Origin of the sequence: Tsukamurella sp. M9C (assembly GCF_020169415.1) — a bacterium.
Taxonomy (GTDB): domain Bacteria; phylum Actinomycetota; class Actinomycetes; order Mycobacteriales; family Mycobacteriaceae; genus Tsukamurella.
Window position 1 is genome coordinate 1 of sequence record NZ_JAIULG010000025.1, and the last position, 25,546, is coordinate 25,546.

Consider the following 25,546-nt stretch of genomic DNA (forward strand, 5'->3'; position numbering starts at 1 on the left):
GGGCCCGGGACCGGGACCGCGGGGAACTGCCCCGTCGGATACGGGGGCGGGGGCGCGAACTGCCCCGGTCCCGGTCCCGGGCCCGGGACCGGCGGCTGCGGCGGGCGGGCGCCGCCGAGGCGGTCGGCGAAGGACATCGCGAGCAGCATGCAGAGCGAGACGAACAGGACCAGGACGTAGGCCGGGTGCACCTGCACCGCGACCAGACCCAACAGCATGAGCACACCCCAGATGCAGCAGCTGGCGACGCGGGCCGGGAGCGACCCGCGCGCGACGAAGACGGAGAGGCCGATGAGCGGCACGAACAGGAGCGCGACCTGGATCAGCGTGGGCGCCAGCAGGATGAACATCATCCCGCCGAAGCCGAGGTCGTCCTCGTAGTCGTCCCCCATCGACGAGTACGACGACATCCACCAGATCACGAGCCCCACCAGGGTGAGCGCGGCGATCATCGCCTGGATCAGCGCGAGCGCGCGATAGATGCGCGGAATCGGTACGGCGTTCGGATACATGCGGGCCCTCCCCCTCGACGTTTGCGTCTGCACCCACGGTAGCGGGCGGACCGTCGCCGGAGAAGGGCGAAAGCCGCGTGCGGCGGCCCGGAAACCGATCCGGGCCGCCGCTCAGCAGCTGCTACTTCTTGTCGCGGTCCAGGCCCAGGACATCCGTGATGTAGAAGAACGGGTCGGTCTGGTCCGTCAGCCCCACGACGTTGGCGGCGCCGGGGCCGTACGCGGCGATGCGGACGTGGCCGCCGGTGTGCTGCTCCTCGCCCGGCTCGAGCGAGGTGCCGTAGTTGACGGTGAGCAGGCCGCCGTCCTTCGTGTTCAGCGTGCGGGTCAGCCCGGGCGTGACGGTGCCCGCCTCGATGATCTGGCTGGTGTGCGCGTGATCGCCGGTGACGATGACGAGGGTGTCCTTATCCTGCTTGGCGAACTCGAGCGCCGCGGTGACCGCCTCGGAGAGCTGGACCGTCTCGCCGATCTGGCCGCAGGGGTCGGCGTCGTGGTTGGCCTTGTCGACGGATCCGGACTCCACCTGAAGGAAAAAGCCCTTGTCGCCCTTGAGCAGGTCGATGGCCTTCTTCGTCATCGACGCGAGCTTCGGGGTGGCGCCGAAGGCGGGGTTGGGCGCGCAGGTGACGGCGGGCTCCCTGCCGCCGTCCTTGGTGGCGGTGGCCTTGTCCCACAGGCGCGGGAGGTTGCCGTCGGCGAAGACGCCGAGCACCGGCTTGTCCTGGTTCGCGGTGCTGATCGCGTCGAGCTCGGAGCCCGACCGCACGATCTGGTAGCCGCGCTCCTTGGCCTGCGCCTCGAGCGTCTTGTCCCGGTACTCGCCGCCGGTCGCGGTCTCCTGGAAGGTCTTCCAGCCGCCGCCGAGGGTGACGTCGGCACGGGCCGCGATCAGCTGCTCCGTGATCGACCCGAGGCCGCCGTTCTCCAGCGCGTCCGAGCTGCACTTCTCCTTGGTGGCGACGGGGCCGTAGCACTTGCGCTGGGCCACGTGCGCGACCTGCACGGCGGGGGTGGCGTCCTGCAGCTCGGTGGTGGTGACGTTGCCGGTCTTGCGGCCGTTGGCCCGGGCGATCTCGAGGATCGAACGCTGCGGCTTGCCGTTCACGTCGACGCCGACGGCGCCGTTGTAGGTCTTGGTGCCGGTGGACCACGCGGTGCCGGAGGCGGCGGAATCGGTGGTGTAGTCGGGCTTCTTCGTCGTCTTGTCCAGCGCGTACGTGGTGTAGTCGCCCGACAGCGGCAGCTCGTCGATGCCGGGGATCTTCCCGCCCGCGCCCCACTGGTAGTCCCGGGCGAGGGTCAGCTCCTGGTTGGCGGTGCCGTCGCCGATCACGAGGATCACGTTCTTGGCCTTGGAGCGCTGGATGGACTCGGCGATGGCCTGCGTCTGGTCGCCGGCGAGGCGCTTGGCGCCGCCGTGCGTGGTGATGTCGCCCGCGGCCTGGCGGTTGATCTCCACCTTCGACGCGGTGTCGCCGGACGTGCCGGGGCCACCGTCGTTGCTCCCGCACGCGCCGACCACGCCGAGAACCGCCACCGCGCTGACGGCGAGCGCCGTCCGAGCCTTGCCCCTACCGAGATTCGTCATTGCTGCAGCGAAACATGCGCATGTGAACATAAGTCCATGCGCGGGTGAACTTTCCGTGATCGCGGCTAACGAACCCGCTCGGCGCGCCCGATCATCGCTTGCGCGAGCGCCGAGCCGAACAGCAGGCCGAGGGCGAGGGCGCAGATCACGGCCGCCACGTCCACGACGGTACGCGCGCCCTGTTCGGGATCGATCCCCACCGACGTGACGGACAGCAACCCGAGGCTGCCCGGCACCAGCACCCAGAACGCCGGCAGGAAGACCACCAGACGCGGCAACTGCGGCCGCACGTACGCGACCAGCGAGGCGCCGAGGCTGCCCGCGATCGCCCCGAGGAAGCCGCCGAGCACGGCGCCGGAGACGTGCTGCCCCGCGAGCTGCGCCCCGAACGCGGCCGCCACCACGAGGCCGATCGCCGGGAACAGCCGCATCGACGCGCCCTCGTTGAGGCACACGCCCACGCAGATCAGCGCGAGCCCGACGGGCGGCCCCCACCACCCGAGCTGGTTCACCCGCTCGTTGACCATCAGCTCCGGCCCGACGCCCAGCGCGGTCGTCGCGGCGAGGATGCCGAGCGAGAACATCAGCAGCTGGACGGTCCCGAAGGTGAGGCGGGCGCTGCCCGCGACCATCGCGCCGGCCGCGAGCTCCGACATCCCCGTCACCATGAGCGCGCCCGGGAGGAGCACCGCGAGCGGCGCGAGGAGGGTGCGCAGCGGACCGTCGAGCCAGCCCGCCTGCGCGGCCGCGAAGACCCCCGCGCCAACCGTGAAGGCGGCGATCGTGGGCAGCAGCGTCGCGGCCAGCCGCACCCGGCCGGCCAGCTTGACCAACAGCATCACGACGACACCGCCGATCGCCGCGGCCGCGATGTTGGGCCAGCCGGGCTGCAGCAGCATCGCGATGCCGACGGCGATCACCGGCCACGAGACGTCCTGCACCCACTGGGGGTAGTGGTGCGGCAGCGAGCGCAGGGTCCCGAGTCGCGCGAAGGCCTCGTCGACGGAGAGCGTCCGGGCGACGAGGCCCCGGCGCACGTCGGCGACCACGGCCGACTGGTCGAGCCGCATCGGCCCGTCGACGGACTCGAAGGTCGCGGCGGCGCCCGGCTCGAGGCCCAGCGTGAGCCCGGTGGGGGTGGCGCCGATCTGCGCGAGCGGGTGCCCCATCGCGGTGGCGACGCTCTTGAGCTCGTCCTCGACCTCGTGCACGGGCTGGCCGCCCGCGATCATCGCGGCGCCGAGGTAGGCGAGCAGGCGGCGGTCGTCCTCGACCCGGTCAGGCTGCACGGGCGGCCGGCTCCGCGCTCGCCGGCACGGACCCGTCCGTGCTCCGCAGGTACCAGGCCGATCCGATCAGGGTCGCGACGAAGATCCACACGTAGACCCCGCCCGCGAGGGCCTTGAGCACCGGGTTGTCCATCGGCCGCAGGAAGATGCCGATCGCGTAAGTGTCGTGGACGTCGTCGACCCCCGTCGGCTGCAGCGTCGGGAAGTAGGTGACCCAGATGAAGGTCGCGGCGACGAGACCGGCGGCGGCGACCAGCGCGAGCACCCGCCGGCGCGGGTCGTCGGTGAGCATCGCGAGGGCGAGGAGGAGTACCAGCAGCGGCACGATCCACACCCAGTGGTGGCCCCACGAGAAGGGCGAGACCGCGCACGCCGTGAGCCCGACGACGGTGACTGCGAGCAGCACCACCCCACGCCGATAGGCCCACGCCGCGACCGCGAGGCCCGCGAGGGCCGCGGGCACGGCGACCGCCAGCCAGACGACCGTCGACGGCTTCTCCGCGTTGGTGAGGTAGGCGATGAGACCGTTGATCGACTGGTTGCCCACCTGGTTCGGCTCGCCCACGCGGTTCGCGTCGAGGAACGTGCCCGACCAGTACTGCCACGACTGCTGCGGGATCACGATGAAACCGATCACGACGGTGCCGGCCAGCGTCGCCAGCGCCGTGCGGGCCTCGCGCCACTGCCGGGTGACGACGAGGTAGGCGAGGAAGAACAGCGGCGTGAGCTTGATGCCGGCGGCGATGCCGATGCTGAAGCCCTTGAACCGCGCGCCCGGGGGCCGGCCGAGGTCCCACAGCAGGAGCAGCATGAGGAAGACGTTGATCTGGCCGAACCAGAGGGTCGTGCGGACGGGCTCGAGCACCGTCGCCACCAGCGTCAGGCAGATCGCCGCGAACCACACCCGCCCGTCGCGGACGAAGCCGACGAGCCGGAGCGCGATGAGGATGCAGGCGAGCAGCGCGAGCATCACGGCGATGGACCACACCCACCGCAGCACGTCGGTCGACATCCAGCTCAGCGGCACGAACAGCACGCCGGCGAACGGGGTGTAGGTGAAGGGCAGGATCTCGTTGAGCAGCGGACCGTCGTACAGCCCGTCGCCCCCGTGCGCGACGATCTCGCCGCCCTTGCGGTAGACCTCGGCGTCGATCTGGTTGTGGAACAGCCCGTACATCGGCGTGGAGAACGGGATCCGCACGAACTGCTGCCACACGGCCACGCCCGCGGCGACCGCGAAGAGGGCCAGCACCCACCACTGCCGGGGGAACCGCCGGCTGTTCTCGTCCGCCACCGGCGCGATCCTCCTGCTCAGGCGCGGCCCCTATTCGGGCTGCGACATCAGCTTTTCAGCAGAAGCCAAGAGTACACAGGTCGCCACGCCGTCCATTGCGGTCTCAAGCTCCGCGATGGACGGGAAGGTCGGCGCGAGCCGGATGTTGCGGTCGTGCGGGTCCTCGCCGTGCGGGAAGGTGGCGCCGGCGGCGGTCAGGGCGATGCCCGCCTCCTTCGCCAGCGCGATGGTCCGCTTCGCCGTCCCGTCGAGCACGTCGAGGCTGATGAAGTAGCCGCCCGTCGGCTCGCTCCAGGACGCGACCTTCGCCGCCCCGAGCCGGTCCTCGAGAATCTCCAGGACGCGCGCGAACTTGGGCGCGATGAGGTCTCGGTGCTTGCGCATGTGCGCCCGCACGCCCTCGGCGTCGCCGAAGAAGCGGGCGTGCCGCAGCTGGTTGACCTTGTCCGGGCCGATCGAGGTCAGGCCCGTGTACTTGCCGTACCAGGCCAGGTTCTCAGCGGAGGCGCCGAAGAAGCTGACGCCGGCGCCCGCGAAGGTGATCTTCGAGGTGCTGGCCAGCACGTACGGCCGGTTCGGGTGGCCGGCCTCGGCGGCCAGGCCCAGGATGTCGGGGTCCGACGGTGCGTCGCCCACCAGGGCGTGGACGGCGTAGGCGTTGTCCCAGAAGATCCGGAAATCGGGCGCGGCGGTCGGCATCGACGCCAGCTCGCGGGTGATCTCCTCGGAGAACACCGAGCCCGTCGGGTTGGAGAACTTCGGGACGGCCCAGATGCCCTTGATCGCGGGGTCGTTCGCGACGAGTTCCTTGACGACCGTCATGTCGGGGCCGTCGGGGTTGAGCGGCACCACGATCATCTCGATGCCGAACTCGGCGGTGATCGCGAAGTGCCGGTCGTAGCCGGGCGCGGGGCAGAGGAACTTCACCGTCTCCTCGGCGCCCCAGGGACGCTCGCCGTCGACGGTGCCGTGGATCCACGCCAGGGTGATCAGGCGGTGCATGATCTCCAGGCTGGAGTTGTTCTGCGCGTAGAGGTTCGCGGCCGGAATACCCAGCAACTCGCCGAAGATCGCGCGCAGTTCGGGCAGGCCTGCGAGGCCGCCGTAGTTGCGGGTGTCGGTGCCGTCGGCGGCGCGGTAGTCGCCCTCGCCGGGCAGCGCCAGCAGCGCGTTCGACAGGTCCAGCTGGTCGGGGGCGGGCTTGCCGCGGGTGAGGTCCAGCTTCAGCCCCTGCGCCTTCAGCGTCTCGAACAGCCCCGTCAGCTTCGCGTGGACGTCGGCGAGTTCGGACTGACTCAGGGACACGTACGTGGACATCGGATGCGCCTCCGGCGGTCTTCGGGCCCGGACATAAAAGGGGACTCCGCGCACCCGCCAGAGCCCGTTGACCCTTGCTGCGTTCCCGCCCTGGGGGAGTTCACAGGATGGACGCCGCGCGGAGTCCGTGGACCACTATACGGGTCCGGGCTGGTTTGGGTCGACGGGGGCCTTCGTCTACAGTGGTCCACGGAGGATTCGCCTAGTGGCCTATGGCGCTCGCCTGGAACGCGGGTTGGGTTAATAGCCCTCAGGGGTTCAAATCCCCTATCCTCCGCAGATCAGGGGCGGTTTCCGAGCAATCGGAGGCCGCCCCTGAGTCATTCCCACCCCGATCGACCGGCGAAAACCACCGCTCTTGCCTGCTGCCCCTGGTCATCGCAGGGACCACGGCTGCCACCGGCGGTCTGGGCGGGCATCGAGGAGCGCGGCGGCCGCACGTCGTTCGTCGGTCATCGCCACATAGGTCGTGCCGTCCTCGGACGCTCCCCTGGCAGGGTCTTCGATCCTGTATCCGACCGTGCACCTCTCGCCCGGCACGTCCCAGTCCGTGTCCGACTCGATCGCCTCGTTGAACCTTCCCGCTGCGACCGCGAGCACCAGGTGCTCGATGTCCTCAGCGCAGGTCTTCCACGTCTCATCGCACGCATCGCACGAACACCTGGGGAAGTCGACGTGGTGAGCGAGCCCCGAATCCACATCCACCGACGGATAGTCGGTGAGACGGAACCGCAGGGACGCCCGACCCTCGCCGGTGGGTGTCAGCCTCACTGCTCTGATCGTCGAGCAGTTCCATCCGGTGTCATCGAAATCGAAGGGCGCGCTCGTGACCTCGTACGTGCTCACCAGGTGGTCGATGAGCGCTTCAGCAACGAGCAGCAGGGGCTCGAACCTGTCCAGGTTGCTCGTGCGGGTATAGCTGTCGTCGGGCGGGGACTCGACACCCCAGCGATTCCCGTAGTCGATCACCGCGCCCGACTCGTCGCGGTACACCTGCTCAGGCACCGACGGTCTCACGTAGCCGTTCACACTCGTAACCCTATGGCGCGACGGTGCGCCGTCGCGATGAGATTTCCTTTGGAGCAGCGACTTCGCAGAGCGAAACTGCCTAGATGTGTCGCACTGCCGCCGGCGGGAGAGTGAGCACGCTCAGACCCTCGACCGTCTCGACCCCGTGCCTCAGCGAAATCGTCACGCGCTCGTCCGCGGCTTGAACCAGGTCCGCGTCGATCCACAGCTCGGTCGGCAAGTCCGAGACGGGAGTGTCGGGATACAGATCGAGTGCGGTCAGAACGGGCACCTTCTCGCTGATCCGATGCGTCCGACCGTCCGCGTCCGTCACCTCCACCTCGACCCAGCCTGGGTATCCATCCCAGTGCCACCGCACAATGCTGACGCGCGTCGCCGAGATGCCTACGGTCGGAGAATCTGCTGGAACCACATCACCGCTGGCAACGGACACATATGCGAACCACGGGAACTCATCAGGGGTCACCGGGAACCGCTCGCCGCGCTCGATGCGCGCACCCTCCTCCCGCGCGTGAGGGCAGATCACATCGAGGACCGACTCTGCCACCTTCCGCGCATCCGCCTCCGTGACATCGGCAGCCAGGTGGCGCACTCGTCGATCGTTCAGGGGCTCGTTCGGATGCTCGACTTTCCACTGCTCGGCGAGGGCTTCATGCGAAGGTTCATCGGCGACGGCGTCCACAAACTCGAACCGAGGTGCCGATTCACCCGAAGCGGCGGTTACCGCTTCGATCACACGGGTCTCATCACCCGGTCGGATAAGCACATCGAACAGAACACGGCTCTCGCTCATGACAGCGAACCTATCGAGACCGCGGGCGCGAACGCATCGGGATTTCCACCCATTTCGACCCGTCGTGGACATCGCGATGATGCCCATCGCCACGGACGAGTTGGCCACTGGTTCGGTACTGCGATCAGCCGTCGAGGGCGAGGGCGGCGTCAGCCAGCTTGGGGATCAGGGTGTTGCGGTAGCCGCGCTCGGCGGCGTTGCGGGCGAACAACTGCTGCCGATCGTCGACGTCGAAGCCCGACATCGTCAGGACCACACGGGTGCCCTTCCCCTCCGGAACCAGCCGCCAGTCCACGATCCAGCGCGCGGGCCGGGCGGCGCGGAGGTCGGTGTAGCTGTGCGTGAAGCGCTCGCCGGCGACGGCGGCGGTGACCTCGCAGGACACCTCCCCGGGCGGATCCGACGGGATCTCGAGAATGAACGTCGTGCCCTCCTCGGGCCGGAGCCCGACGGAGCGCACCAGCCACTGCTCCACGACCTCGGGCTCGGTGAGCGCCCGCCACACCACCGCAGGCGCGCACGGCACGAAGCGGTCCAGCTCCACGATCGCCGGGTCGCGCTCCATCTCGAACACGCGATCAGTACAGCACGGTCCTGTCCTGCGCCCGGGCGCTTCGGTGCTGCCAGACTGGTGCGGACGAGGGGGATGCGATGACCGACGACCGATTCCGCAGCAACGAGGGCGCCCGCGCGGTGCGCGACGAGTACGACCGGCTGCTGTCGGCACACCTGCCGGACGTGGAGCGCACCGTCGTCGACGGGACGCACGTCCTCAGCGCCGGGCCCGACGGTGCGCCCGCGGTCGTACTCCTGCACGGCTCGGGCGGCACGTCGCTGAACTGGGCGACCGAGATCCCACGGCTGGCGCAGTCCCACCGCGTGCACGCCCTGGACCTGCCCGGCGAGCCGGGCGGCACCGTCGTCGAGCGGCTGCCGCTGGAGCCCGGGGCGCACGCCGCGTGGCTCGCAGGCGTGACCGACGCCCTGGGCGCTCCGCACGCCGCGGTGATCGGCGAGTCCCTGGGCGGCTGGGTGGCGCTGGACTACGCCACGGAGCACCCGTCCCGCGTGCGGTCGCTGGGCCTGCTGGTGCCGGGCGGGCTCGGGCCGCGCCGGACGGCTCCGCTCCTGGTCGCGGGCCTGCTGAGCCTGCTGGGCGCGCCCGGCCGGCGGGCCGCGATGCGCTACTTCACGGGCTGGACGCCGTCGGACGAGCCGGGCCTCGAGCGCGACCTCGCCGCCTTCAGCGACCTCACGTTCCGGGCCTTCCGGCCGCGCACCGACGGCCTGCCCGTCTTCGCCGACGAGGCCCTGGCGCGGATCACCGCGCCGGTCACCGCCGCGTTCGGCGGCCGGGACAAGATGCTCGACGGTCCGCGGGCCGCCGCGCATGCGCGGACGGCCTTCGGCGACGACGCGGTGACCCTGCTGCCCGGCGCGGGGCACCTGCTCCCCGACCGCGCGAACCGGGCGCTGGCGGCCGCCGACCGGTAGCCGCCTGCGAGCGATTGAGTTCGCAAGCACAACGAGACGAGTCGTGCGAAACTGAGCGCAACCTGAACACGAGAGGTCGCCCCGTCATGCGCGATACCGCCCGCAAGCTCGGATACGCCCTGGTCGCAGTACTCGGTGCGATCGCCCTCACCTTCGTCTCCGCGGTCGCCTGGGCGGCCACGACGGTGCTCGTCGTCCCCGGGACGGGGACGAAGGACCCGTCGAAGGTGACGGGTTACCAGGAGAACGTCATCGGCTACTACGTGCAACCGACCGGCGCGTGCGGGGCGACCGCCTGCGTCGCGAAGCCGGTGCCCTACATCGCCGAGTTCTGGCCGATCCCGCTCGAGGGCTGGGGCGGGCTCGAGGGAACGAAGTGGGACGACTCGGTCGCGAGCGGCGTGACGAGCCTGAACGAGCAGTACGCCGCCGCCGACAAGGACTCCCCGATCGTGATCTTCGGGTACTCCCAGGGCGGCACCGTGGTCACGGCGGTGAAGAAGCAGCTGGCCGAGAACGGCGGCATCCCCGACAACGTCTCCTTCGTGGTCATCGGCAACGCCAGCCGCCCCAACGGCGGTCTCTTCACCCGGCCGTCCTTCCTCGGGCACATCCCGATCCTCGACGTCACCTTCGGAACCGGCACCCCCACGAACACCGGCACCCCGACCCGTCCGATCAACACCACCGACGTGGGCTTCCAATACGACGGCGTCACCGACTTCCCCAAGTACCCGGCGAACCTGCTGGCGACCGCGAACGCGCTCGCGGGGTTCTGGTACGTGCACGGGAAGATGCTGGCTCCCAAGGGCTCCGACGCCCCGTCCGCCACGCCGATCGGCTACACCCCGGACGAGGTCCGCGCGGCCGTCGAGGCGGCCACCGCGAACTGCACCGCCGGAAACCACTGCCAGGTCAGCGGCGACACCCGCTACGTGACGCTGCCGGCGAAGATCCTGCCGCTCATGCTGCCGCTGCTGGATCTGGGTAAGGCCACGGGCACCACCGGACTGGTGACACCCTTCGTCGATCTGGTCTCACCGGTGGCCCGCGTGCTGATCGAGACCGGTTACGACCGTCGCGATTACGGCGCCGCGAGCCCCTTCGGGCTGTTCCCGGTGATCGATCCGCTGCGCCTCGGCGTGGACCTGATCGGCGCCGCCGTGCAGGGCATCGGCCAGGCCACGACCGGCACCGGCGACGCCTCGAAGTTCCTGGCGCCGAAGCCCACAGCCCCCGCAGCGACCGACGCCGCGGACACGGCCGCGTCGAAGACCACGGAGACCTCCGCGCCGCAGACGACGCAGGAGCAGTCGCCGGTGCTGCAGCTCGTGAAGACCACGGAGCCGAAGACCACGGAGCCGCAGTCCGATCCGTCCCCGACGACCGCACCGACCGGCACCGTCGGGACGACCGGCACCGTCGGGACGAGCGAGCCGAGCGCGCCGAGCACGACGGCCGAGCAGACCACCGAGCCGGCTGCGAGCGCGACGGAGAAGACCACGGCACCGACGGCGACCGAGCCGAAGACCGAGACCGCCGGGCCCGCCGCGGACGAGCCGACGGTGGCGGCGTCCGCAGCCTGAGCGACTACTCGCCCGAGAAGAAGGCGGCGGTGCGCTCACCCTGCGCGAGAGCCTGATCCGCGGGCACGCCGGCGGCGATCGTCGCCTCGGCCCACGCCTTCGCCGACGCCGCGACAAGGTTCTTGGCGGCGGGCGTCGTGAAGAACGCCTCGGCGTCCTCCGGGCGGTCCTGCCCCGTGGTGAGGAGTGCGTTCAGGCCCAGGAACGCGAGGTCCCAGCCGACGCCGGTGGCGCCGGGGCCGAACTGCTCGTAGAAGTCCCGCACGTTCTCGCCCGAGTGCGTGAGCGTCAGGCGCGCGCCGTCACCGTCGGGCTCGACGACGACCTCGACCTGCGAGGTGCCGCCCATGATCTCCCACGAGACGAGGTAGCGGTGCGGGGCGTCGCATTCGAGGACGGTGCCGGCGGCGTTGCCCTCCACCTGGAAGCGGCCGCCCAGCGCGAGCTCCCCGTGGACGGGCGCGAACCAGCGCGGCAGGCGCTCGGCGCTGGTCACCGCGTCCCAGAGGTCGGCGACGTCAGTGGGATAGGTCTGGCCGAGCGAGCCGGAGACGTAGACGTCCCCCTCGCCGCTGTCGCGCACCTCGGCGCGCCGGGTGACCGCTGCGGGCTGGGCCGCGGCGAGATCGTCGATGTCGTAGGTCATGATTCGTCCTTCTCGGTAGCCGTTCGGCGCGCCTTCTTGCCGCGCGAGATCTCCGTCCCCAGGGCCCACAGCTTGGGCTCCCAGAAGTGCCGGAACGGGACCAGCCAGTCGTCGACCTCCCGCAGGGGTTCGGGCTGCACCGCGTACAGGCGGCGCGTCCCCTCCGGCCGGACGGTGACGAATCCCGCTTCCCGCAACACCTTCAGGTGCTGCGAGACCGCGGGCTGGCTGATGCCGAAACGTGCACGCACGTCGTCGCTCAGCTCGCCCGCCGAGAGCTCGCCCTGAGCGAGGAGCTCGATCAGGTGGCGGCGGACGGGATCACCGAGGACGTCGAAGGCGTGCACGTGATCGAGTATTTCATTCGTCACTTATATAAGTCAAGGATGAAATAGACCGGACGCGGACCGCCGGGCCGCGCTACCCGACGGTGACGGTGATCGTGCGCTCGGCGGTGGGCTCGTTCAGCTTGGTGGTGTCGACCTTGAGCACCTCGAGGCTGTCCTGCAGACCGTTGGCGAGGATCTTCGCCTTGAGCTGGAACGGCGTCTTCGGGCCCGCGATGCCGGCCAGGCCGAAGTCGCTGTCATTGGCGATGAACAGCGTCGTGCCGCCGTCGGGCGAGGCGAGGCCCTCCACCTTGTCGTGGCCGAAGAACGTCCCGGCGGGGTTGAGCTTGTCGACCAGCCCGCTGAGGTCGAGGGCCACCGACTTGCGGACCGGGGTGATGCCCGCGCCCTTGAGCGCGGCCTCCGCCTCCGCGGTGCCGGTCACGCCGGCGATGGTCTCGGGGTTCTGCTCGCCGAGCACGGTCGCGCCGTCGAGGCTGATCCGGTAGATCGTCTTGTTCGCCTTGGGCGCGGTCTTCCCGTCGCGCTCGTCGACGAGGAACTCCGTGTTCGAGATCGCGGTGATCTCGGAGACGGCCTTCTTGGTGTCCTTCGGGTTGTCCAGGAGGTAGGCGTACTGCTGGACGGCCTTGGTGGCGAGGTCGATCGCGACGATCCGCGTGACGGGCACCTCCTTGGCGTTGCCGCTCAGGCCGGGAACGTTCAAGGCGGACTGCATGATTCCCACGAGCCGCTTGCCGTCGGGGGTCACCGTCAGGCCCTCCATGCCCTGGTTGGGCGTGCGACTGCGGAGGACCTCGGGCAGCCCCTTGCCGGGCAGGAGGCGCTCGAGCTCCTGGCCGTTGGCGTCGAAGTGGACGAGGAAGGGCCCGTACTCGTCCGAGACCCAGAACGAGCCGTCGGGCAGGGCGACGAGGCCCTCGGAGTCGATGCCGTGGTCGGTGGGCGGGAGCTCGGCGCCGTCGAGGTCGAGCATCTTCTCACCCGTGGGCGCGGCGGTATCGTTGCGGCCGTTGAGCGGGCGGCCGTCGCGGCCCTTGAGGGTGATGACGCTCTGCAGGACCGCGGCGCCGTCCTCGAGCTTGAACCGGCCGATCTGCGGGGTGAAGTCCGGCGTAGCGGCGATCTTCTCGTCCTTGCCCGGGCCGTCGACGTTGGGCCCGCGGTCGGTGAGGCCGTAGAACTCGCCGGGCGCGCCCGGGACCGGCGTCCACGACGAGCCGTAGCCGCTGCCGTCGATGGAGACGCCGCCGACGGTGGCGAGCGGCGGGATGTCCGACGAGTACAGCGCGACCGCCGGCGAGACGACGGCCTTCAGCTGCACCGAGCCGGTGAAGCCCGCCTTGGGCTTGAAGACGAGGGCGCCGCCCTTCGCCGCCTCGACGGTACCGTCGGGCGTGGGCTTGACGTCGACGACCGCGCCGCCCTGCGCGAGCCCGGCGAGCTGCGCCGCGGTGATGGTGAGCGGCGAATTCGTGCCGGTCTTGAGGTCGAGCTTGGCGGCGTCGTCACCCCCACCCGAGGAGCAGGCGGCGAGCGAGCCGCCCGCGAGGACGGCGACGAGGGCAACGGCGAGGCGGCGGTTCGAGCGCATGCCCTGTGCTTACCAGACCCATATGAACCGTGCGTGGATCGCGCCGTCTGGGCGGGACCCGCCACGCATCAGTCGTCCGCAGCCACGATCAGGTGGAGCACTCCCGACCCGCGGTCGATGACGACGAACTCGTGGTAGCCGCTACAGCCGACGATGCCGCCGAATCATGGAAGGCCTCGTCCCCGGGCGGCCGGAGCTCGAACACCTCGCCCCCGGCGAACAGCGAGAGGACCTCGTCCCGCAGGGTGTCGCGGGTCTCGTCAGTGGGACCGGTGTAGCCGTCGCTCCACTCCTGGTCCACCGCCCACGACGTCACTGTGTCCACTGCGTCATCGGCCGCGACTCGCGTGAACATGGACGGCGCGAGGCGGTCGAGCCACCAATTGGCATGGCGCGAGGCGCCGGGATAGTCCATGCGTGCCGGGTCGAAGGGCGAGCAGTAGTCGTCGCGATAGGCGGACGTCGCCATCAGTGCGGCCAGCAGCTCGGCGTCGGTGGCGGCAGCCGTGATCACGAACGTCTTGAGGTCGACCCACATGTAGGTACCCCGGTCCATGTGGACGAGGGAGAAGTCTCGAAGAGTCAGCACCGACGGTTACAGCCTGTTGCCCTCGGCGTCCCAGTGCTCGGCGACCTTCTTGCTGGGCTGCACGCGCGGGGGCTCGCCGGGCATCTTGGGGTAGTCGGGCGGGTAGTTCAGCTCGACGGGGTGCTGCTCCCACAGGTCCAGCAGGGGCGTGAGGTCGTGCGCGACCTCGTCCATGTCGGCCCACGGGTTCCCGTCGGCGAGGCGCTCGGGGACGGTGAACAGGTTGAGCTCGTGCGGGTCCTGCAGCTCGGCCAACTGATCCCACGTGAGCGGGGTGGAGACGGTGGCGCCCTGCACTGCGCGCAGCGACCACGCGGAGGCGATGGTGCGGTCGCGGCTGTTCTGGTTGTAATCCACGAAGATCCGCTCCCCCCGCTCCTCCTTCCACCACGCGGTGGTGACGCCGCTGTCGCGCTTCTCCAGCTCGCGGCCGAAGGCGATCGCGGCGTGGCGCACGTCCACGAAGTCCCAGCGCGGCGCGATGCGGATGAAGACGTGCACGCCGCGGTTGCCGGAGGTCTTGCAGTACGCCCGGAGGCCGAGGTCGTCGGCGAGCTCGCGGGCGACACCCGCGACCCGCACGGCGTCGCGGAAATCGGTGCCCGGCTGGGGATCGAGGTCGATCCGCAGCTCGTCGGGGTGGTCGACGTCGGCGCTGCGCACCGGCCACGGATGGAAGGTGATGGTGCCCATCTGCGCGCACCACACCGGGATCGCGATCTCGGAGGGGCACAGCTCGTCGGCAGGGCGGCCGGACGGGAAGGCGATCCGCACCGTCTGCGCGTACTCAGGCGCGCCCTTCATCATCCGCTTCTGATAGAAGCCGTCGGCGTCCTTGTCCTGCGGGCCCTGCGCGAGCCGGCCGCCGGGGTGGACACCGCCGGGCCACCGCTCGAGCGCGGTGGGGCGGTCGCCGATGGCCGCGAGCAGCGGCTCGCCGACGGCCGCGAAGTACTGCGCCACCTGGAGTTTGGAGACCTCGGGGGTGAGGTCGGTGCCGGGGTAGATGATCCGATCCGGACTCGAGACCCGGACGGGGCGGTCACCGTCGGGCCCGAGGACGATCACCTCGGCTGCCGGGGCCTTGACCATCACTCACCCTCCTGCAGGACGTCGTCGAGGTCGTAGTTGACGGGGACCTCGAGCTGGTCGTAGCCGCAGCTCGACGGTTCGCGGTCGGGGCGCCAGCGCTTGAACTTGGCGGTGTGCCGCAGGCGCATGCCCTCCATCTGGTCGTAGTCGAACTCGACGACCAGCTCGGGGCGGACGGGCACCCACTCCCCCGTCTTCTCCGGGGTGGCCCAGCGGTTGGGCTCGCCCTGGACGGAGTCGGCGGTGCGCATGGGCTCGAGGAGCTGCAGGTACTCCTCCCGCTTGGCAGCGGTGAAGGCGCCGATGCCGCCGATCGGCAGCAGCTGCCCGTCCTGGTAGAGGCCGAGCAGGACCGAGCCGACGGCGTTCGGCTGCGACTTGTGCGGGCGGTAGCCGATGACCACGGCCTCGCCCGTGCGGGCGTGCTTGACCTTGATCATCTCGCGCTTGCCGGGCAGGTAGTGGCCGTCGATCCGCTTGGAGATCACCCCGTCGAGGCCCGCGCCCTCGAACCGCTCGAACCAGTCGGCGGCGGCTTCGGCGTCGGTGGTGACACGGCTGATCTTGCAGGTCCCGGTGCCGGCGTACGCGGAGACGAGCACCTGGCGGCGCGCGCTGAAGGGCTTGCCGGTGAGGTCGACGTCGGCCATCGCGATCGCGTCGAAGCCGATGAAGATCGCCGGGGTCTCCTCCGAGAGCTTCGTGATGCGCGACTCGGCGGGGTGGATCCGCGCGGAGAGCGACTCCCAGTCGAGCCGCTTGCGGCCCTCGCGGTGCACGGCGACGGCGATCTCCCCGTCGAGCACGCAGCGCTCGGGCAGTTCCTCCCGTGCGGCCGCGACGACCTCGGGGAAGTAGCGGCCGAGGTCCTTGCCGCTGCGCGAGCCGATGAACACCTCGTCGCCGTCGCGGAAGATCAGGGCGCGGAAGCCGTCCCACTTGGGCTCGTGGGAGTAGCCCTCGCCGGGCACCGCCTTCGCGGCCTTGGCGAGCATCGGATCGAGCGGCGGGTTCACGGGGAGGTCCACGCCTCGATCCTAGGCGCGAGCACCGACGAAACGCCCGAAAGCGGGACCCCGCACCCGCGGGGTCCCGCTGCGAGGATCCGTCAGCCCATGCTCTTCTGGCCGTCGATGGCCTCGCGGATGATGTCGGCGTGACCCGAGTGGTGCGCGGTCTCGGCGGCGACGTGCAGGAACACGCGGCGCACGGTCCAGAACACCCCGGCGGGCTGCCAGGGCGCCTCGGGCAGCTCGTACGAGGCGTCGAGGTCGAGGGTGCGCACCAGCTCATCGGTGCGGGCAGCCGCGGCGTCGAAATCGGCGAGGATGCCCGCGAGGGTCTCGCCCTCGGCGATCCGGAACTTGTCCGCCCACTGCGCGAGCACCTCGGGGCTGGGGTTCTCCCAGTCGACGTCCGCATAAGCGTTGTCGGGCTTGGCCTCCGCGAAATCGGCCCAGCTCTTCTCCACCTCTGCGCAATGCTTGATCAGTCCGCCCACGGTCAGCTCGCTGACGGTGCTGCGGGTGTTGGCCTGCTCGTCGGTGAGGCCCTCCGCCGTGTGGCGGAGGAACTGCCGGCGATCGGCGAGGAGGCTGAGGATGTCGGCGCGTTCGCCGGTGGCGGTCTGCTGTGTCTCGTTCATGAGATAAGACTATTGAGCCAAGTGCCAGTTTCTGTCCTCAATTGAAGGAATTCTGAAAGACATGGCGAACACGAGCTCCCGAACCCTGCGGCTGCTGTCCCTCCTGCAGACCCACCGCTACTGGCCGGGCTCCGAGCTGGCGGACCGGCTCGAGGTGTCGGTGCGCACCCTGCGGCGCGACATCGAGCGCCTGCGCGACCTCGGCTACCCCGTCTCCGCGTCCCGCGGCGTCGACGGCGGCTATCAGCTGGCGGCCGGCGCCGCGCTGCCGCCGCTGGTCCTCGACGACGAGGAGGCGGTGGCGATCGCCGTGGGCCTGCAGACCGCCGCGCAGGGCGGGATCGCGGGCATCGCCGAGACCTCGGTGCGCGCGCTGGGCAAGGTGGCCGCGGTGATGCCGCCGCGGCTGCGCAAACGCGTCGAGGCGCTGGGCGCCGTGACCCAGCCCGCCGTCCTCACCGGTGGCCCGGCCGTCGATCCGCGGATCCTCACCGGGCTCGCGGAGGCGTGCCGCGCGGAGGAGCGGATCGAGTTCGGCTACACCGCCGCCGACGGTGCGCGCACCGACCGTCTCGCCGAGCCGATGCGGCTCGTGCCGCTCGGGCGCCGCTGGTACCTCGTGGCCTACGACCTGTACCGCCACGACTGGCGCAGCTTCCGGCTCGACCGGATCAGCGGACCGTCGAGCACGGGCGTGCGCTTCCGGCCGCGCGAGCTCCCCGCCGAGGACGCCGCCGCCTACGTCCGCGCGTCCGTCGGCCAACGCACGCCCGCGCACCGGATCGAGTTCCACGTGGCCGCGCCCGTCGAGCACGTGCGGCCGCTCATCGGCCGGTACGCGCGGCTCGAGGAGGTGCCCGACGGCACCGTCGTGCGGATGGAGGCCGACACGCTGGACTGGCCCGCGATGGCGATCGCCGTGCTCGACGCGGAGGTCACCGTCGTCGAGCCGGCGGAACTGACGGCCCACCTCGCGCGCTGGGCCGGGAACCTCGCGCGGGTGCGCTCGTAAGCTGGGGCGGTGACAGCTGGACGGTACGCGCCGAGCCCGTCGGGCGACCTGCACGTGGGCAACCTGCGCACGGCCCTGCTCGCCTGGCTCTTCGCCCGCTCGACGGGGCGGGACTTCCTGATGCGCGTCGAGGACCTGGACACCGGGCGCACGGCCGACGGTGCCGAGGCGCGCCAGCTCGCCGACCTCGCCGCGCTGGGCCTGGACTGGGACGGCGACGTGGTGCGCCAGTCGTCGCGGACGGAGCGCTACGCGGCCGCGCTGGAGCGGCTCGACGTCTACGAGTGCTACTGCACCCGCCGGGAGATCCTCGCCGCCCCGTCGGCGCCGCACGCCCCGGAAGGCGCGTACCCGGGCACGTGCCGCGATCTCACCGAGGCCGAGCGGGACGTGCGGCGGCGGGGGGAGCGGCCCGCGGCGGTGCGCCTGCGCGCGACCGTCGACCGGTTCACGGTGACCGACGTGCTGCACGGCGAGTTCACCGGCGCCGTCGACGATGTCGTGCTCCTCCGGGGCGACGGGACGTACGCCTACAACCTCGCCGTCGTGGTCGACGACGCCGCGCAGGGCATCGACCAGGTGGTGCGCGGCGACGACCTGCTCTCCTCCGCGCCGCGGCAGGCCTACCTGACGAGCCTGCTGGGCGGTACGCCGCCGACTTACGCCCACGTGCCGATGGTGCTGGGGCCCACCGGCGTCCGGCTCGCCAAGCGCGACGGTGCCGTCACCCTCGCCGAGCGCGGCGGGCCGTCGGTCGTGCTGCCGGAGCTCGCCGCGAGCCTGGGGCTGCAGGGCCGCACGCCGCAGGAGATGCTCGACCGCTTCGACCCCGCGCGGCTACCGCGCGAGCCCTGGACGCTACCGCTCTGACGCGTGCCGCCCCGCGGGTGCCTGCCCCAGGCGGGGCCGCTCGCAGATCCGCGACCCGTGCGCGCCGGGGACGCCGGCGCCGTGCCGGACGAGGTTGCCCGCCGCGACGCCGGAGGCGAACTCCCGCAACCATCCCGGGGACCGGTTCGTCGTCGTCGGGGCCGCCCGGGTGCCGCCGAAGACCTTCCTCATCTGCTGAATCCTCATGTCCCAAACGCTATCCGGGGTGCGCCGCGCCGCCCAGGTGTGCGGTGCCGGAATTCCTCAAGATCCGGCCACGGGCCGGGCGGAGCTGCGGCCCACCTCGCTGCCGCGGAAGCGCTCGCGGTAGGCCGTCGGCGCGAGTCCGGTCTGTCGCTTGAAGTGGTAGCGCAGCGTCTCCTCGGCGTCGAAGCCCGCCCGGCCGGTGATCACGGCGACGGAGTCGTTGGTCGTCTCCAGCAGCCGCATGGCGCGGTAGACCCGTTGCCGCATCAGCCATTCCAGCGGAGCGATGCCGGTGTACTGCCGGAACCGGCGGTGCAGGGTGCGGCGGGAGACGCCCGCGCGGGCCGCCATGTCGTCGAGGCCCTTGACCCCGCTGATGCCGTGCGCGAGCCCCTGCAGGAAGTCGGCGAAGCGCTTGTCCATGTCGGGCCGCAGGGTGTCGATGTTGACGAACTGCGACTGGTCGCCGTCGCGGTGCGGCGCGACCACCAGGCGTCGGGCGACCTCGTTCGCGGTGGCGGCGCCGTGGTCGGTGCGGATGAGGTGCAGGCACAGGTCGAGCCCCGCCGCGGAGCCCGCGCCGGTGAGCACCGGGCCGTCCTGGATGTACAGCTCCGACGGCGTGACGTGCACCCGCGGGAAGCGGTACTGCAGCAGCCCCGCGTGCCGCCAGTGCGTCGTGGCCCGCCGGCCGTCGAGCAGGCCCGCCGCGGCGAGCGCGAAGGCGCCGGTGCAGATGGAGACGATCCGCGCGCCGTTCGCCGCCGCCGCGCGCAGCGGCTCGTGCCACTCCGGGTTCGAATCGGTCCGCGGGTCCGAGACCGCCGTGATGATGACGGTGTCGGCGCCCGCGATCTCGTCGAGGCCGTACGCGGGCTGCAGCACGGCGCCGCCGAGCGTCCGTACCCCGTCGGCCGGGCCGCAGCCGCGCACGTCGTACCCGAGCGACGGGAGGTCGTTCCACTCGAAGCTCAGCGCCTCGAGCACGGTGCCGTACTCGAGCATCGTCATCCCGTCGCAGACGGGCAGCGCCACCACGTGGGACATGTCCGAATCCTACGGGGCGGCGGGCCCCCGCGGCCTAGTCGGACTTGGCGAGGTGCTGCTGGGTGCCCTTGTAGTAGCGACCCAGGAACTCCTCCTTGAAGTCCCAGTACGTGCCGTCGAGCATCGACTGCCGGATCTTCGCGACCAGGGAGACGATGAACTGCTCGTTGTGGATGGTGGCCAGCGTGGCCGCGAGGCCCTCCTTCGCCTTGAACAGGTGATGGATGTACGCGCGGGTGTACTGCGAGGTGTAGTTCTGCGTCTCCGGGTCCAGCGGGCGGAAGTCCGTCTTGAACCGCGAATTGGTCACGTTGTAGCGGCCGTCGAGCGAGTAGATCGCGCCGTTGCGGGCCACCCGCGACGGCGAGACGCAGTCGAAGGTGTCGATGCCCTGCTCGACCGCGGCGAAGATGTCGTCCGGCTCGGAGATGCCCAGCAGGTGCTTCGGCCGGTCCTCCTCGAGCTCCTGGTTCACCCAGCGCACGATGGTCGACAGGTTCGCCTTCTCCAGCGCGCCGCCGATGCCGTAGCCGCCGAAGCCGAGTCCGCCGGAGAGCCGGTCCTCCTCGCTCAGCGCGCGCAGGTCACGGGCCGCCTTGCGGCGCAGGTCCTCGTACTGCGCGCCCTGCACGACGCCCCACAACGAGATCGCGTCCCGCCGCTGCGCGGTGAGCCAGTTGTGCTCGGAGAGGCAGCGCCGCGCCCACAGGCGGGTGCGCTCCAGCGACTCCACCTGGTACGCGCGGCTGTTGTGCAGCGTCGTCAGCTCGTCGAAGGCGAAGATGACGTCGGCGCCCAGCTGATGCTGGATCTGCATCGACACCTCGGGCGTGAACCGGTGCTCGGTGCCGTCGAGGTGACTCAGGAAGGTCACGCCGTCGTCGTCGACGCGGGAGAGCCGGTCCTTGCCCTCGGCGATCGCGTCGTCACCCTGCAGCTCCTCGCCGCCGGTCATGTCGATGACCTTCTTGAACCCGGAGCCGAGCGACATCACCTGGAAGCCACCGGAATCGGTGAAGGTGGGGCCGTCCCAGTTCATGAACGCACCGAGGCCGCCGGCCTGCTCCACGATCTCCGGGCCGGGCTGCAGGTACAGGTGGTAGGCGTTCGCCAGCACCGCCTGCGCGCCCAGCTCCGAGACCGCCTCGGGCAGCACCGTCTTCACCGTGGCCTTGGTGCCGACGGGGATGAAGGCGGGGGTGAGCATCTCGCCGTGCGGCGTGAGCAGCCGGCCGGCGCGGCCGAGCGGACCGTCGGGGCCCTCGAGGCGCCCCTCGATCTCGAACCGCGTGGGGTCGCTGATGTGCTCGCTCTGCAGCCGCGTGCGGCTCGTCATCGAGCGGTAGTCGGAGCGCAGCGCGCTGAGCTCTGCCGCGATCGCCTTGTTCTGCTCGCGCAGCTGGGCGATCTCGTCGCGGGTGCGGTCGCGGGCGACGATCGGGCCGGTCGCGGTCTGGTCCGGGCGCGGGACGCCGGGCCGTGCGACCGGGTACTCGCCGGTGTCCGGCGCGACCGTATCCGGTGCCGCGGTGGCCACCTGTTCCGTGTCGGCGTACACGGGCGCCTGCTCGGTGACGTGCTCGTCGTCCTTGCCGAGGGGCACCAGCGGCACGGGCACCGTCGGTGCGGCCGTGGGGAGCTCGGCGCCGTTGGCGTGGCCGTTGGCGTGGCCGTTCACGCCGGCCTGCGCGACCCGCGCCTTGCCGCGGGCGTGCACGTCGGTCGCGCCGGCGGCGACGAGCTGCTCGGTCGGGACCGGGATCTCGGCCGTGGTCTGCGCGGGGATCGCGGCGGTGTCGGCGTTCGCGTCGCCGCGGCCGAGCTGGGCGACGAGCGCCTCTCCCTCGATGTCGACGTTGGGCAGGATCTTGTCGAGCCACTTCGGCAGCCACCATGCCCACTTACCGAGGAGCATCATCACCGACGGGATGATCACCAGGCGCACCACGAAGGCGTCCAGCAGCACGGCGGCGGCGAGGCCGAAGCCGATCTCCTTGATGAAGACCTGTTCGTTGAGGATGAACGAGGCGAAGACCGAGATCATGATGATCGCCGCGGCGGTCACGACGCGGGCGCCGTACTGCACGCCCGTCACCACGGACTGCGTGGCGTCGCCGGTGTGCACGAATTCCTCGCGCATCCGGGAGACGAGGAAGACCTGGTAGTCCATCGCGAGGCCGAAAACGATGCCGATCATGAAGATCGGCAGGAACGAGACCAACGGCTGCGTGTTGTCGATGAGGCCGAGGGCACCGTCGGTGAAGATCGCGGAGGTCACGCCGAACGTCGCGACCACGGACAGCAGGAAGCCCAGCGCGGCCGTGAGCGGCACCAGGATCGAGCGGAAGGCGACGAGCAGCAGCAGGAACGCCAGCCCGACGACGATCGCCAGGTACTTGGGCAGCGCGTTCTTGTTGAGCTCCTCCGAGATGTCCATCTCGATGGCGGTGCTGCCCGCGACGCCGAGGTCCACGCCGAGCCGCGCCTTCGTGCCGGCCTCGCCGTTGACCATGGTGCGGAGCTTGGTCACCAGGGTCTTCGTTTCGTCGTCGTTCGGCCCGGACTTGGGCGTCACGATGATCGTGGCCGCCGCGTTGTCCGCCGCGAGCTGCGCGATCTGCGCGTTCGCGATCAGCGGCGCGATGTTGGGGTTGCTGTTCAGTTGGTCGACGATCTGCTTGTAGGCGCCGAGGCGCTGGTTGGGCTGGGCCCCGGCACCGTCGACCGCGACGAGGAGGGTGCCGTTGGCGCCCTTGCCCCAGGCGTCGGAGATCAGGTCGTAGGCCTGGCGCTCCGATGTGCTCTTCTCGCTCATGCCCGAGCCGGGCAGGGCGGTCTTCATGTCCTTCATCGGGATGGCGAGGATGCCGAGGACGGCGACACCCGCGACGAGGGTGACGACGGGGACCTTCTTCACCAGGTTGGCCCAGCGCAGGCCGTTGGCGACGCGGCCCTCGCCCTGGTCGGTGTCCTGCGGGTGCAGGCCCTTGACCCGGCCGGCGAAGACCTTGGAGCCGAACAGGCCGAGCAGGGCAGGGAGCAGGGTCAGCGCGACGATGACGGCGATGAACACGCCCCACGCGGCGGCGACGCCCATCTGGCCGAGGAAGTCCATGCCGATGAAGGCCAGCGCGGCGAGCGCGATGATCACCGTCAGGCCGGCGAAGATCACGGCGGTGCCGGCCGTGCCCACGGCGATGCCCGCGGCCTCGGCCCGCTGCTCCTTGGTGGTGGCGCCCAGGCGCCGGAGTTCGTGCCGGTATCTCGAGACGATGAACAGGGCGTAGTCGATGGTGACGGCCAGGCCGATCATCGACGTCAGCACCGTCGGGAAGGTACCGAGCTCGACGAAGTGGGTGGCGATCATGACGCCGCCGATGGCCACGGGGACCGCGATGATCGCGTTGATCAGCGGCAGGCCCCACGCGACGAGCGAGGCGAAGGTGATGATCAGCACGATCGCGGCGACGATCATGCCGATGATCTCGCTGGTCATGCCCATGTCCTCGGCGCCGCGGGCGGCGGAACCGTCGGCCTCGACCTGCAGGGTGCCGTTCGACGCGGCCTCGCCGGCCTCGCGGGCCTTCTTGATGTCCTCGGAGAGGGTGTCCGGGAGCTCCGTGACCTTGCCGATGAAGTTCACGGTGATCTTGGCGGTCTTGCCGTCGGGGCTCACCGACGAGGTGGCCGCCGCGTCGGCGTCCTTCTGCGCCTGCGTCTTGGTCGACGCGATGTCCTTGCCCTGCGCCGTCATCGTCTCGAGCTTCGAGCGCTGGTCCGGGGTGAGGGCGTTCGTGTCCAGCTTGCCCGTCGGGTTGTGCAGCAGCTCGGGGTCCTGCACCACGGAGACCTTCCGGCCGTCCTCGTCCTTGGTGAGGTTCTTGATGTCGGCGATGGTCCGGTCGATGCCCGCCGCGGCCGCCGGATCGGTGAGCTTGCCGTCCTTGGTGTGGAAGACGATGGTCGCCGAGGCGGTGGTGAACGGGTCGCCGCCGTTGTCGCCGAAGTTCGCGGAGACGATGTCCGTCGCCTTCGCCGAGGGCAGGCCCGGCAGCGAGAAGTTGTCGACCGTGGGCTTGCTGAGCAGCGCGCCGCCCGCAAGCATGCCGACGAAGATCAGCAGCCAGGCCGCGATGACTTTGAAACGATTGAGGTAGGCGAACCTCCCCAGCCGGTACAGGAACAGTGCCATGCGAGTCACTCCGAGTCGTCGAGGCGCGACGGGCTGCGCGATGCGGGTCGTGTTCGAGTGTACCGATCGTTGCCGCCCGCAATAATGTCGCTGACCGGCACTTTTGTGAGGCTCATCACCGAAACGCGGGTAGCGTGCAGGGCATGACCGCATTTCAGCACTTCGCAACGCCTGTCACAGCCGTCGCAACTGCAACAGTGTGCGGCCTGCTCCTCGCGGGCTGCGGCAGTTCGTCCGACCCCGCACCCGCGCCGTCGGGCGCACCGTCGGCCACGGCGACGGTGGCCGAGACCCGCGCCGAGATGTGCGGGCAGACCCGCGGCCCCGACGGGGCCCTGTACGTCCACGCGCTCGGCACCGTGAAGGTGGACTGCGCCGAGGCGATGCGCGTCGCGAACGCCTTCGGCCCGCAGATCGCGATGGCGAAGCCCGTCACCGTGGACGGCTGGAACTGCACCTTCCCGCAGACCCCCGGGATGCTCGCGCGCTGCGACAGCGGCGACAAGGCGATCGGCTTCTTCAGCTCCCACTGACCGCCGCGAGCGCGGCGGCCTCGTCCTCGGGCAGGTCGATCGCGAAGGTCGCGGCCAGGATCGCCTGACGGTCCGCCGCCGCGTACGGCATGGACTCCTTGAACCCGTCGGGGCGGGTGGTGATCACCGCGTCGCGCGTGAGCACGTGCCGCTCGCCGGGCCGGTTGACCACCGCCATGAGCCGCCCGCGGAAGGGCGAGTGCGGCGAGGTCGCGACGTAGAAGTTGGTCATCCGCAGGTCCGACCACGTGCGGTCGGTGAGCGCGAACCGGTACTGCGGCCGCCACTGGTGGGCCGAGCTCGGGTCGAGGAAGTCGAGCTGCCACTCCTCGGCGAAGCCGACGGTCGACGCCGTGAGCCGGTATCGCCAGCCGTCGGCGTCCTGCTCGAGGCCGCTCTCCAGCCGCAGCGGCGCGAGCGGGACCGCGCCGAAGCCGACCTCGGCGAGGTGCGGCGCACCGTCGACCTCGACGACGAGCAGGGCGTGCGTGCTCGCGGAGGGGCGGCCGTCGACCAGCACGCGGCCCGACGCGGCGCCGAACCGGAAGCCCGTGCGCTGCAAGACCGCGGCCAGGAGCGGGACGTGGCCCGTGCAGCCGTAACCGCGGCGGCCGCCGATCATGCGCCGCTGCAGCGCGCCGACAGTGAGGTCGCCGGGAATCCCGCGGACGGCGTCGAAGTTCTCCCACGGCAGGGTCGTCGCGTGCGCCCGGACCAGCGTGGACAGGCCGGCGAGGTCGGGCGCGGGCGGGGCGCTGAGGCCGACGCGCTCCAGGTACCGCGGCAGGTCGAGGGCGGGCGCGCCCCAGGCACCGTCGTCGTTCATCGTTTCCCCCTCGAAGGATCCCGCGACCATCGTGCCTC

23 protein-coding genes, 1 tRNA gene, 1 other RNA gene and 2 pseudogenes are annotated in these 25,546 nt (G+C 70.8%); 6 read left to right on the plus strand and 21 right to left on the minus strand.

The window, feature by feature from the left end; genetic code table 11:
• From LB823_RS13365 to ffs, 6 genes and pseudogenes are all read right to left on the minus strand, one after another.
• A pseudogene (locus LB823_RS13365) lies at nt 1-512 on the minus strand (hypothetical protein); the annotation flags it as partial.
• Nucleotides 513-633: 121 nt separating this feature from the next.
• Nucleotides 634-2,103, minus strand: a complete 1,470-nt coding sequence (phoA, locus tag LB823_RS13370) for an alkaline phosphatase (protein WP_224647731.1) — start codon at nt 2,101-2,103, stop codon at nt 634-636.
• Nucleotides 2,104-2,168: 65 nt separating this feature from the next.
• Nucleotides 2,169-3,392: a threonine/serine exporter ThrE family protein gene (locus LB823_RS13375; protein WP_224647732.1), complete on the minus strand. Its 1,224-nt coding sequence runs from the start codon at nt 3,390-3,392 to the stop codon at nt 2,169-2,171.
• The gene (locus LB823_RS13380) at nt 3,382-4,686 is read right to left on the minus strand and encodes a glycosyltransferase 87 family protein (protein ID WP_224647733.1); all 1,305 of its coding nucleotides are present in this window, start codon (nt 4,684-4,686) and stop codon (nt 3,382-3,384) included. The genes LB823_RS13375 and LB823_RS13380 overlap by 11 nt, the downstream gene beginning before the upstream one ends.
• A 30-nt stretch (nt 4,687-4,716) precedes the next feature.
• Nucleotides 4,717-6,003 carry an aminotransferase class I/II-fold pyridoxal phosphate-dependent enzyme gene (locus LB823_RS13385; RefSeq protein WP_224647734.1) on the minus strand — a complete coding sequence of 429 codons (1,287 nt, stop codon included), beginning with the start codon at nt 6,001-6,003 and terminating at the stop codon, nt 4,717-4,719.
• 35 nt (nt 6,004-6,038) lie between these two features.
• Nucleotides 6,039-6,133, minus strand: an RNA gene (gene ffs / locus LB823_RS13390) — signal recognition particle sRNA small type.
• Between the two features lie 61 nt (nt 6,134-6,194).
• Here ffs and LB823_RS13395 point away from each other — a divergent pair.
• Nucleotides 6,195-6,280 (plus strand) — tRNA-Ser (locus LB823_RS13395).
• Nucleotides 6,281-6,378: 98 nt separating this feature from the next.
• Here the strand turns inward: LB823_RS13395 and LB823_RS13400 are convergent.
• The 3 genes from LB823_RS13400 to LB823_RS13410 all read right to left on the minus strand — a co-directional run bounded on the left by LB823_RS13400 (nt 6,379) and on the right by LB823_RS13410 (nt 8,390).
• Nucleotides 6,379-7,032: a DUF6226 family protein gene (locus tag LB823_RS13400; RefSeq protein WP_224647735.1), complete on the minus strand. Its 654-nt coding sequence runs from the start codon at nt 7,030-7,032 to the stop codon at nt 6,379-6,381.
• Between the two features lie 79 nt (nt 7,033-7,111).
• Nucleotides 7,112-7,825, minus strand: a complete 714-nt coding sequence (locus LB823_RS13405) for a hypothetical protein (protein ID WP_224647736.1) — start codon at nt 7,823-7,825, stop codon at nt 7,112-7,114.
• Between the two features lie 124 nt (nt 7,826-7,949).
• Nucleotides 7,950-8,390, minus strand: coding sequence for an SRPBCC domain-containing protein (locus tag LB823_RS13410; RefSeq protein ID WP_224647789.1), 441 nt, complete (start codon nt 8,388-8,390; stop codon nt 7,950-7,952).
• A gap of 86 nt (nt 8,391-8,476) precedes the next feature.
• Between LB823_RS13410 and LB823_RS13415 the strand changes: the two genes are divergently transcribed.
• Nucleotides 8,477-9,319 (plus strand): alpha/beta fold hydrolase, encoded by an 843-nt coding sequence (locus LB823_RS13415; protein WP_224647737.1) that lies wholly within the window; start codon nt 8,477-8,479, stop codon nt 9,317-9,319.
• Between the two features lie 86 nt (nt 9,320-9,405).
• On the plus strand, nt 9,406-10,905 hold the full coding sequence (locus LB823_RS13420; RefSeq protein ID WP_224647738.1) for a PE-PPE domain-containing protein: 1,500 nt from the start codon (nt 9,406-9,408) through the stop codon (nt 10,903-10,905).
• 4 nt (nt 10,906-10,909) lie between these two features.
• Here the strand turns inward: LB823_RS13420 and LB823_RS13425 are convergent, their stop codons facing one another.
• From LB823_RS13425 to LB823_RS13455, 7 genes are all read right to left on the minus strand, one after another.
• Complete coding sequence (locus tag LB823_RS13425; protein ID WP_224647739.1) at nt 10,910-11,551, minus strand: SRPBCC family protein; 642 nt, start codon at nt 11,549-11,551, stop codon at nt 10,910-10,912.
• The gene (locus LB823_RS13430; protein WP_224647790.1) at nt 11,548-11,898 is read right to left on the minus strand and encodes a helix-turn-helix transcriptional regulator; all 351 of its coding nucleotides are present in this window, start codon (nt 11,896-11,898) and stop codon (nt 11,548-11,550) included. The genes LB823_RS13425 and LB823_RS13430 overlap by 4 nt, the downstream gene beginning before the upstream one ends.
• A 73-nt stretch (nt 11,899-11,971) precedes the next feature.
• Nucleotides 11,972-13,495: an esterase-like activity of phytase family protein gene (locus LB823_RS13435; RefSeq protein ID WP_224647740.1), complete on the minus strand. Its 1,524-nt coding sequence runs from the start codon at nt 13,493-13,495 to the stop codon at nt 11,972-11,974.
• Nucleotides 13,496-13,583: 88 nt separating this feature from the next.
• Complete coding sequence (locus tag LB823_RS13440) at nt 13,584-14,051, minus strand: hypothetical protein (RefSeq protein ID WP_224647741.1); 468 nt, start codon at nt 14,049-14,051, stop codon at nt 13,584-13,586.
• A gap of 39 nt (nt 14,052-14,090) precedes the next feature.
• Nucleotides 14,091-15,176, minus strand: coding sequence for a DNA polymerase domain-containing protein (locus LB823_RS13445; RefSeq protein WP_224647742.1), 1,086 nt, complete (start codon nt 15,174-15,176; stop codon nt 14,091-14,093).
• A complete protein-coding gene (locus LB823_RS13450) occupies nt 15,176-16,204 on the minus strand; it encodes an ATP-dependent DNA ligase (protein WP_224647743.1) in 1,029 nt (342 codons plus the stop codon). Before LB823_RS13450 ends, LB823_RS13445 begins: the two co-directional genes overlap by 1 nt.
• Before the next feature lie 80 nt (nt 16,205-16,284).
• Nucleotides 16,285-16,821 carry a DinB family protein gene (locus LB823_RS13455; protein WP_224647744.1) on the minus strand — a complete coding sequence of 179 codons (537 nt, stop codon included), beginning with the start codon at nt 16,819-16,821 and terminating at the stop codon, nt 16,285-16,287.
• Nucleotides 16,822-16,882: 61 nt separating this feature from the next.
• Between LB823_RS13455 and LB823_RS13460 the strand changes: the two genes are divergently transcribed.
• Both LB823_RS13460 and gluQRS read left to right on the plus strand, forming a co-directional pair.
• Nucleotides 16,883-17,833, plus strand: coding sequence for a YafY family protein (locus tag LB823_RS13460; RefSeq protein WP_224647745.1), 951 nt, complete (start codon nt 16,883-16,885; stop codon nt 17,831-17,833).
• 9 nt (nt 17,834-17,842) lie between these two features.
• The gene (gene gluQRS / locus LB823_RS13465; protein ID WP_224647746.1) at nt 17,843-18,703 is read left to right on the plus strand and encodes a tRNA glutamyl-Q(34) synthetase GluQRS; all 861 of its coding nucleotides are present in this window, start codon (nt 17,843-17,845) and stop codon (nt 18,701-18,703) included.
• On the opposite strand, the gene LB823_RS13470 is transcribed toward gluQRS, so the two are convergent.
• The 4 genes and pseudogenes from LB823_RS13470 to LB823_RS24080 form a co-directional block, all read right to left on the minus strand.
• Nucleotides 18,692-18,910, minus strand: a complete 219-nt coding sequence (locus LB823_RS13470) for a hypothetical protein (protein ID WP_224647747.1) — start codon at nt 18,908-18,910, stop codon at nt 18,692-18,694. The genes gluQRS and LB823_RS13470 overlap by 12 nt on opposite strands.
• Nucleotides 18,911-18,967: 57 nt before the next feature.
• Complete coding sequence (locus LB823_RS13475) at nt 18,968-19,957, minus strand: GlxA family transcriptional regulator (protein WP_224647748.1); 990 nt, start codon at nt 19,955-19,957, stop codon at nt 18,968-18,970.
• A 34-nt stretch (nt 19,958-19,991) separates the two neighbouring features.
• Nucleotides 19,992-21,293, minus strand: coding sequence for a tRNA guanosine(34) transglycosylase Tgt (gene tgt / locus LB823_RS24075; RefSeq protein WP_374201326.1), 1,302 nt, complete (start codon nt 21,291-21,293; stop codon nt 19,992-19,994).
• A gap of 558 nt (nt 21,294-21,851) precedes the next feature.
• Nucleotides 21,852-24,302: pseudogene (locus tag LB823_RS24080) on the minus strand (MMPL family transporter); the annotation flags it as partial.
• Here LB823_RS24080 and LB823_RS13490 point away from each other — a divergent pair.
• Complete coding sequence (locus LB823_RS13490) at nt 24,293-24,682, plus strand: hypothetical protein (RefSeq protein ID WP_224647749.1); 390 nt, start codon at nt 24,293-24,295, stop codon at nt 24,680-24,682. The pseudogene LB823_RS24080 and the gene LB823_RS13490 overlap by 10 nt on opposite strands.
• On the opposite strand, the gene LB823_RS13495 is transcribed toward LB823_RS13490, so the two are convergent.
• A complete protein-coding gene (locus LB823_RS13495) occupies nt 24,669-25,508 on the minus strand; it encodes an arylamine N-acetyltransferase (protein ID WP_224647750.1) in 840 nt (279 codons plus the stop codon). The genes LB823_RS13490 and LB823_RS13495 overlap by 14 nt on opposite strands.
• Between the last annotated feature and the right edge of the window lie 38 nt (nt 25,509-25,546).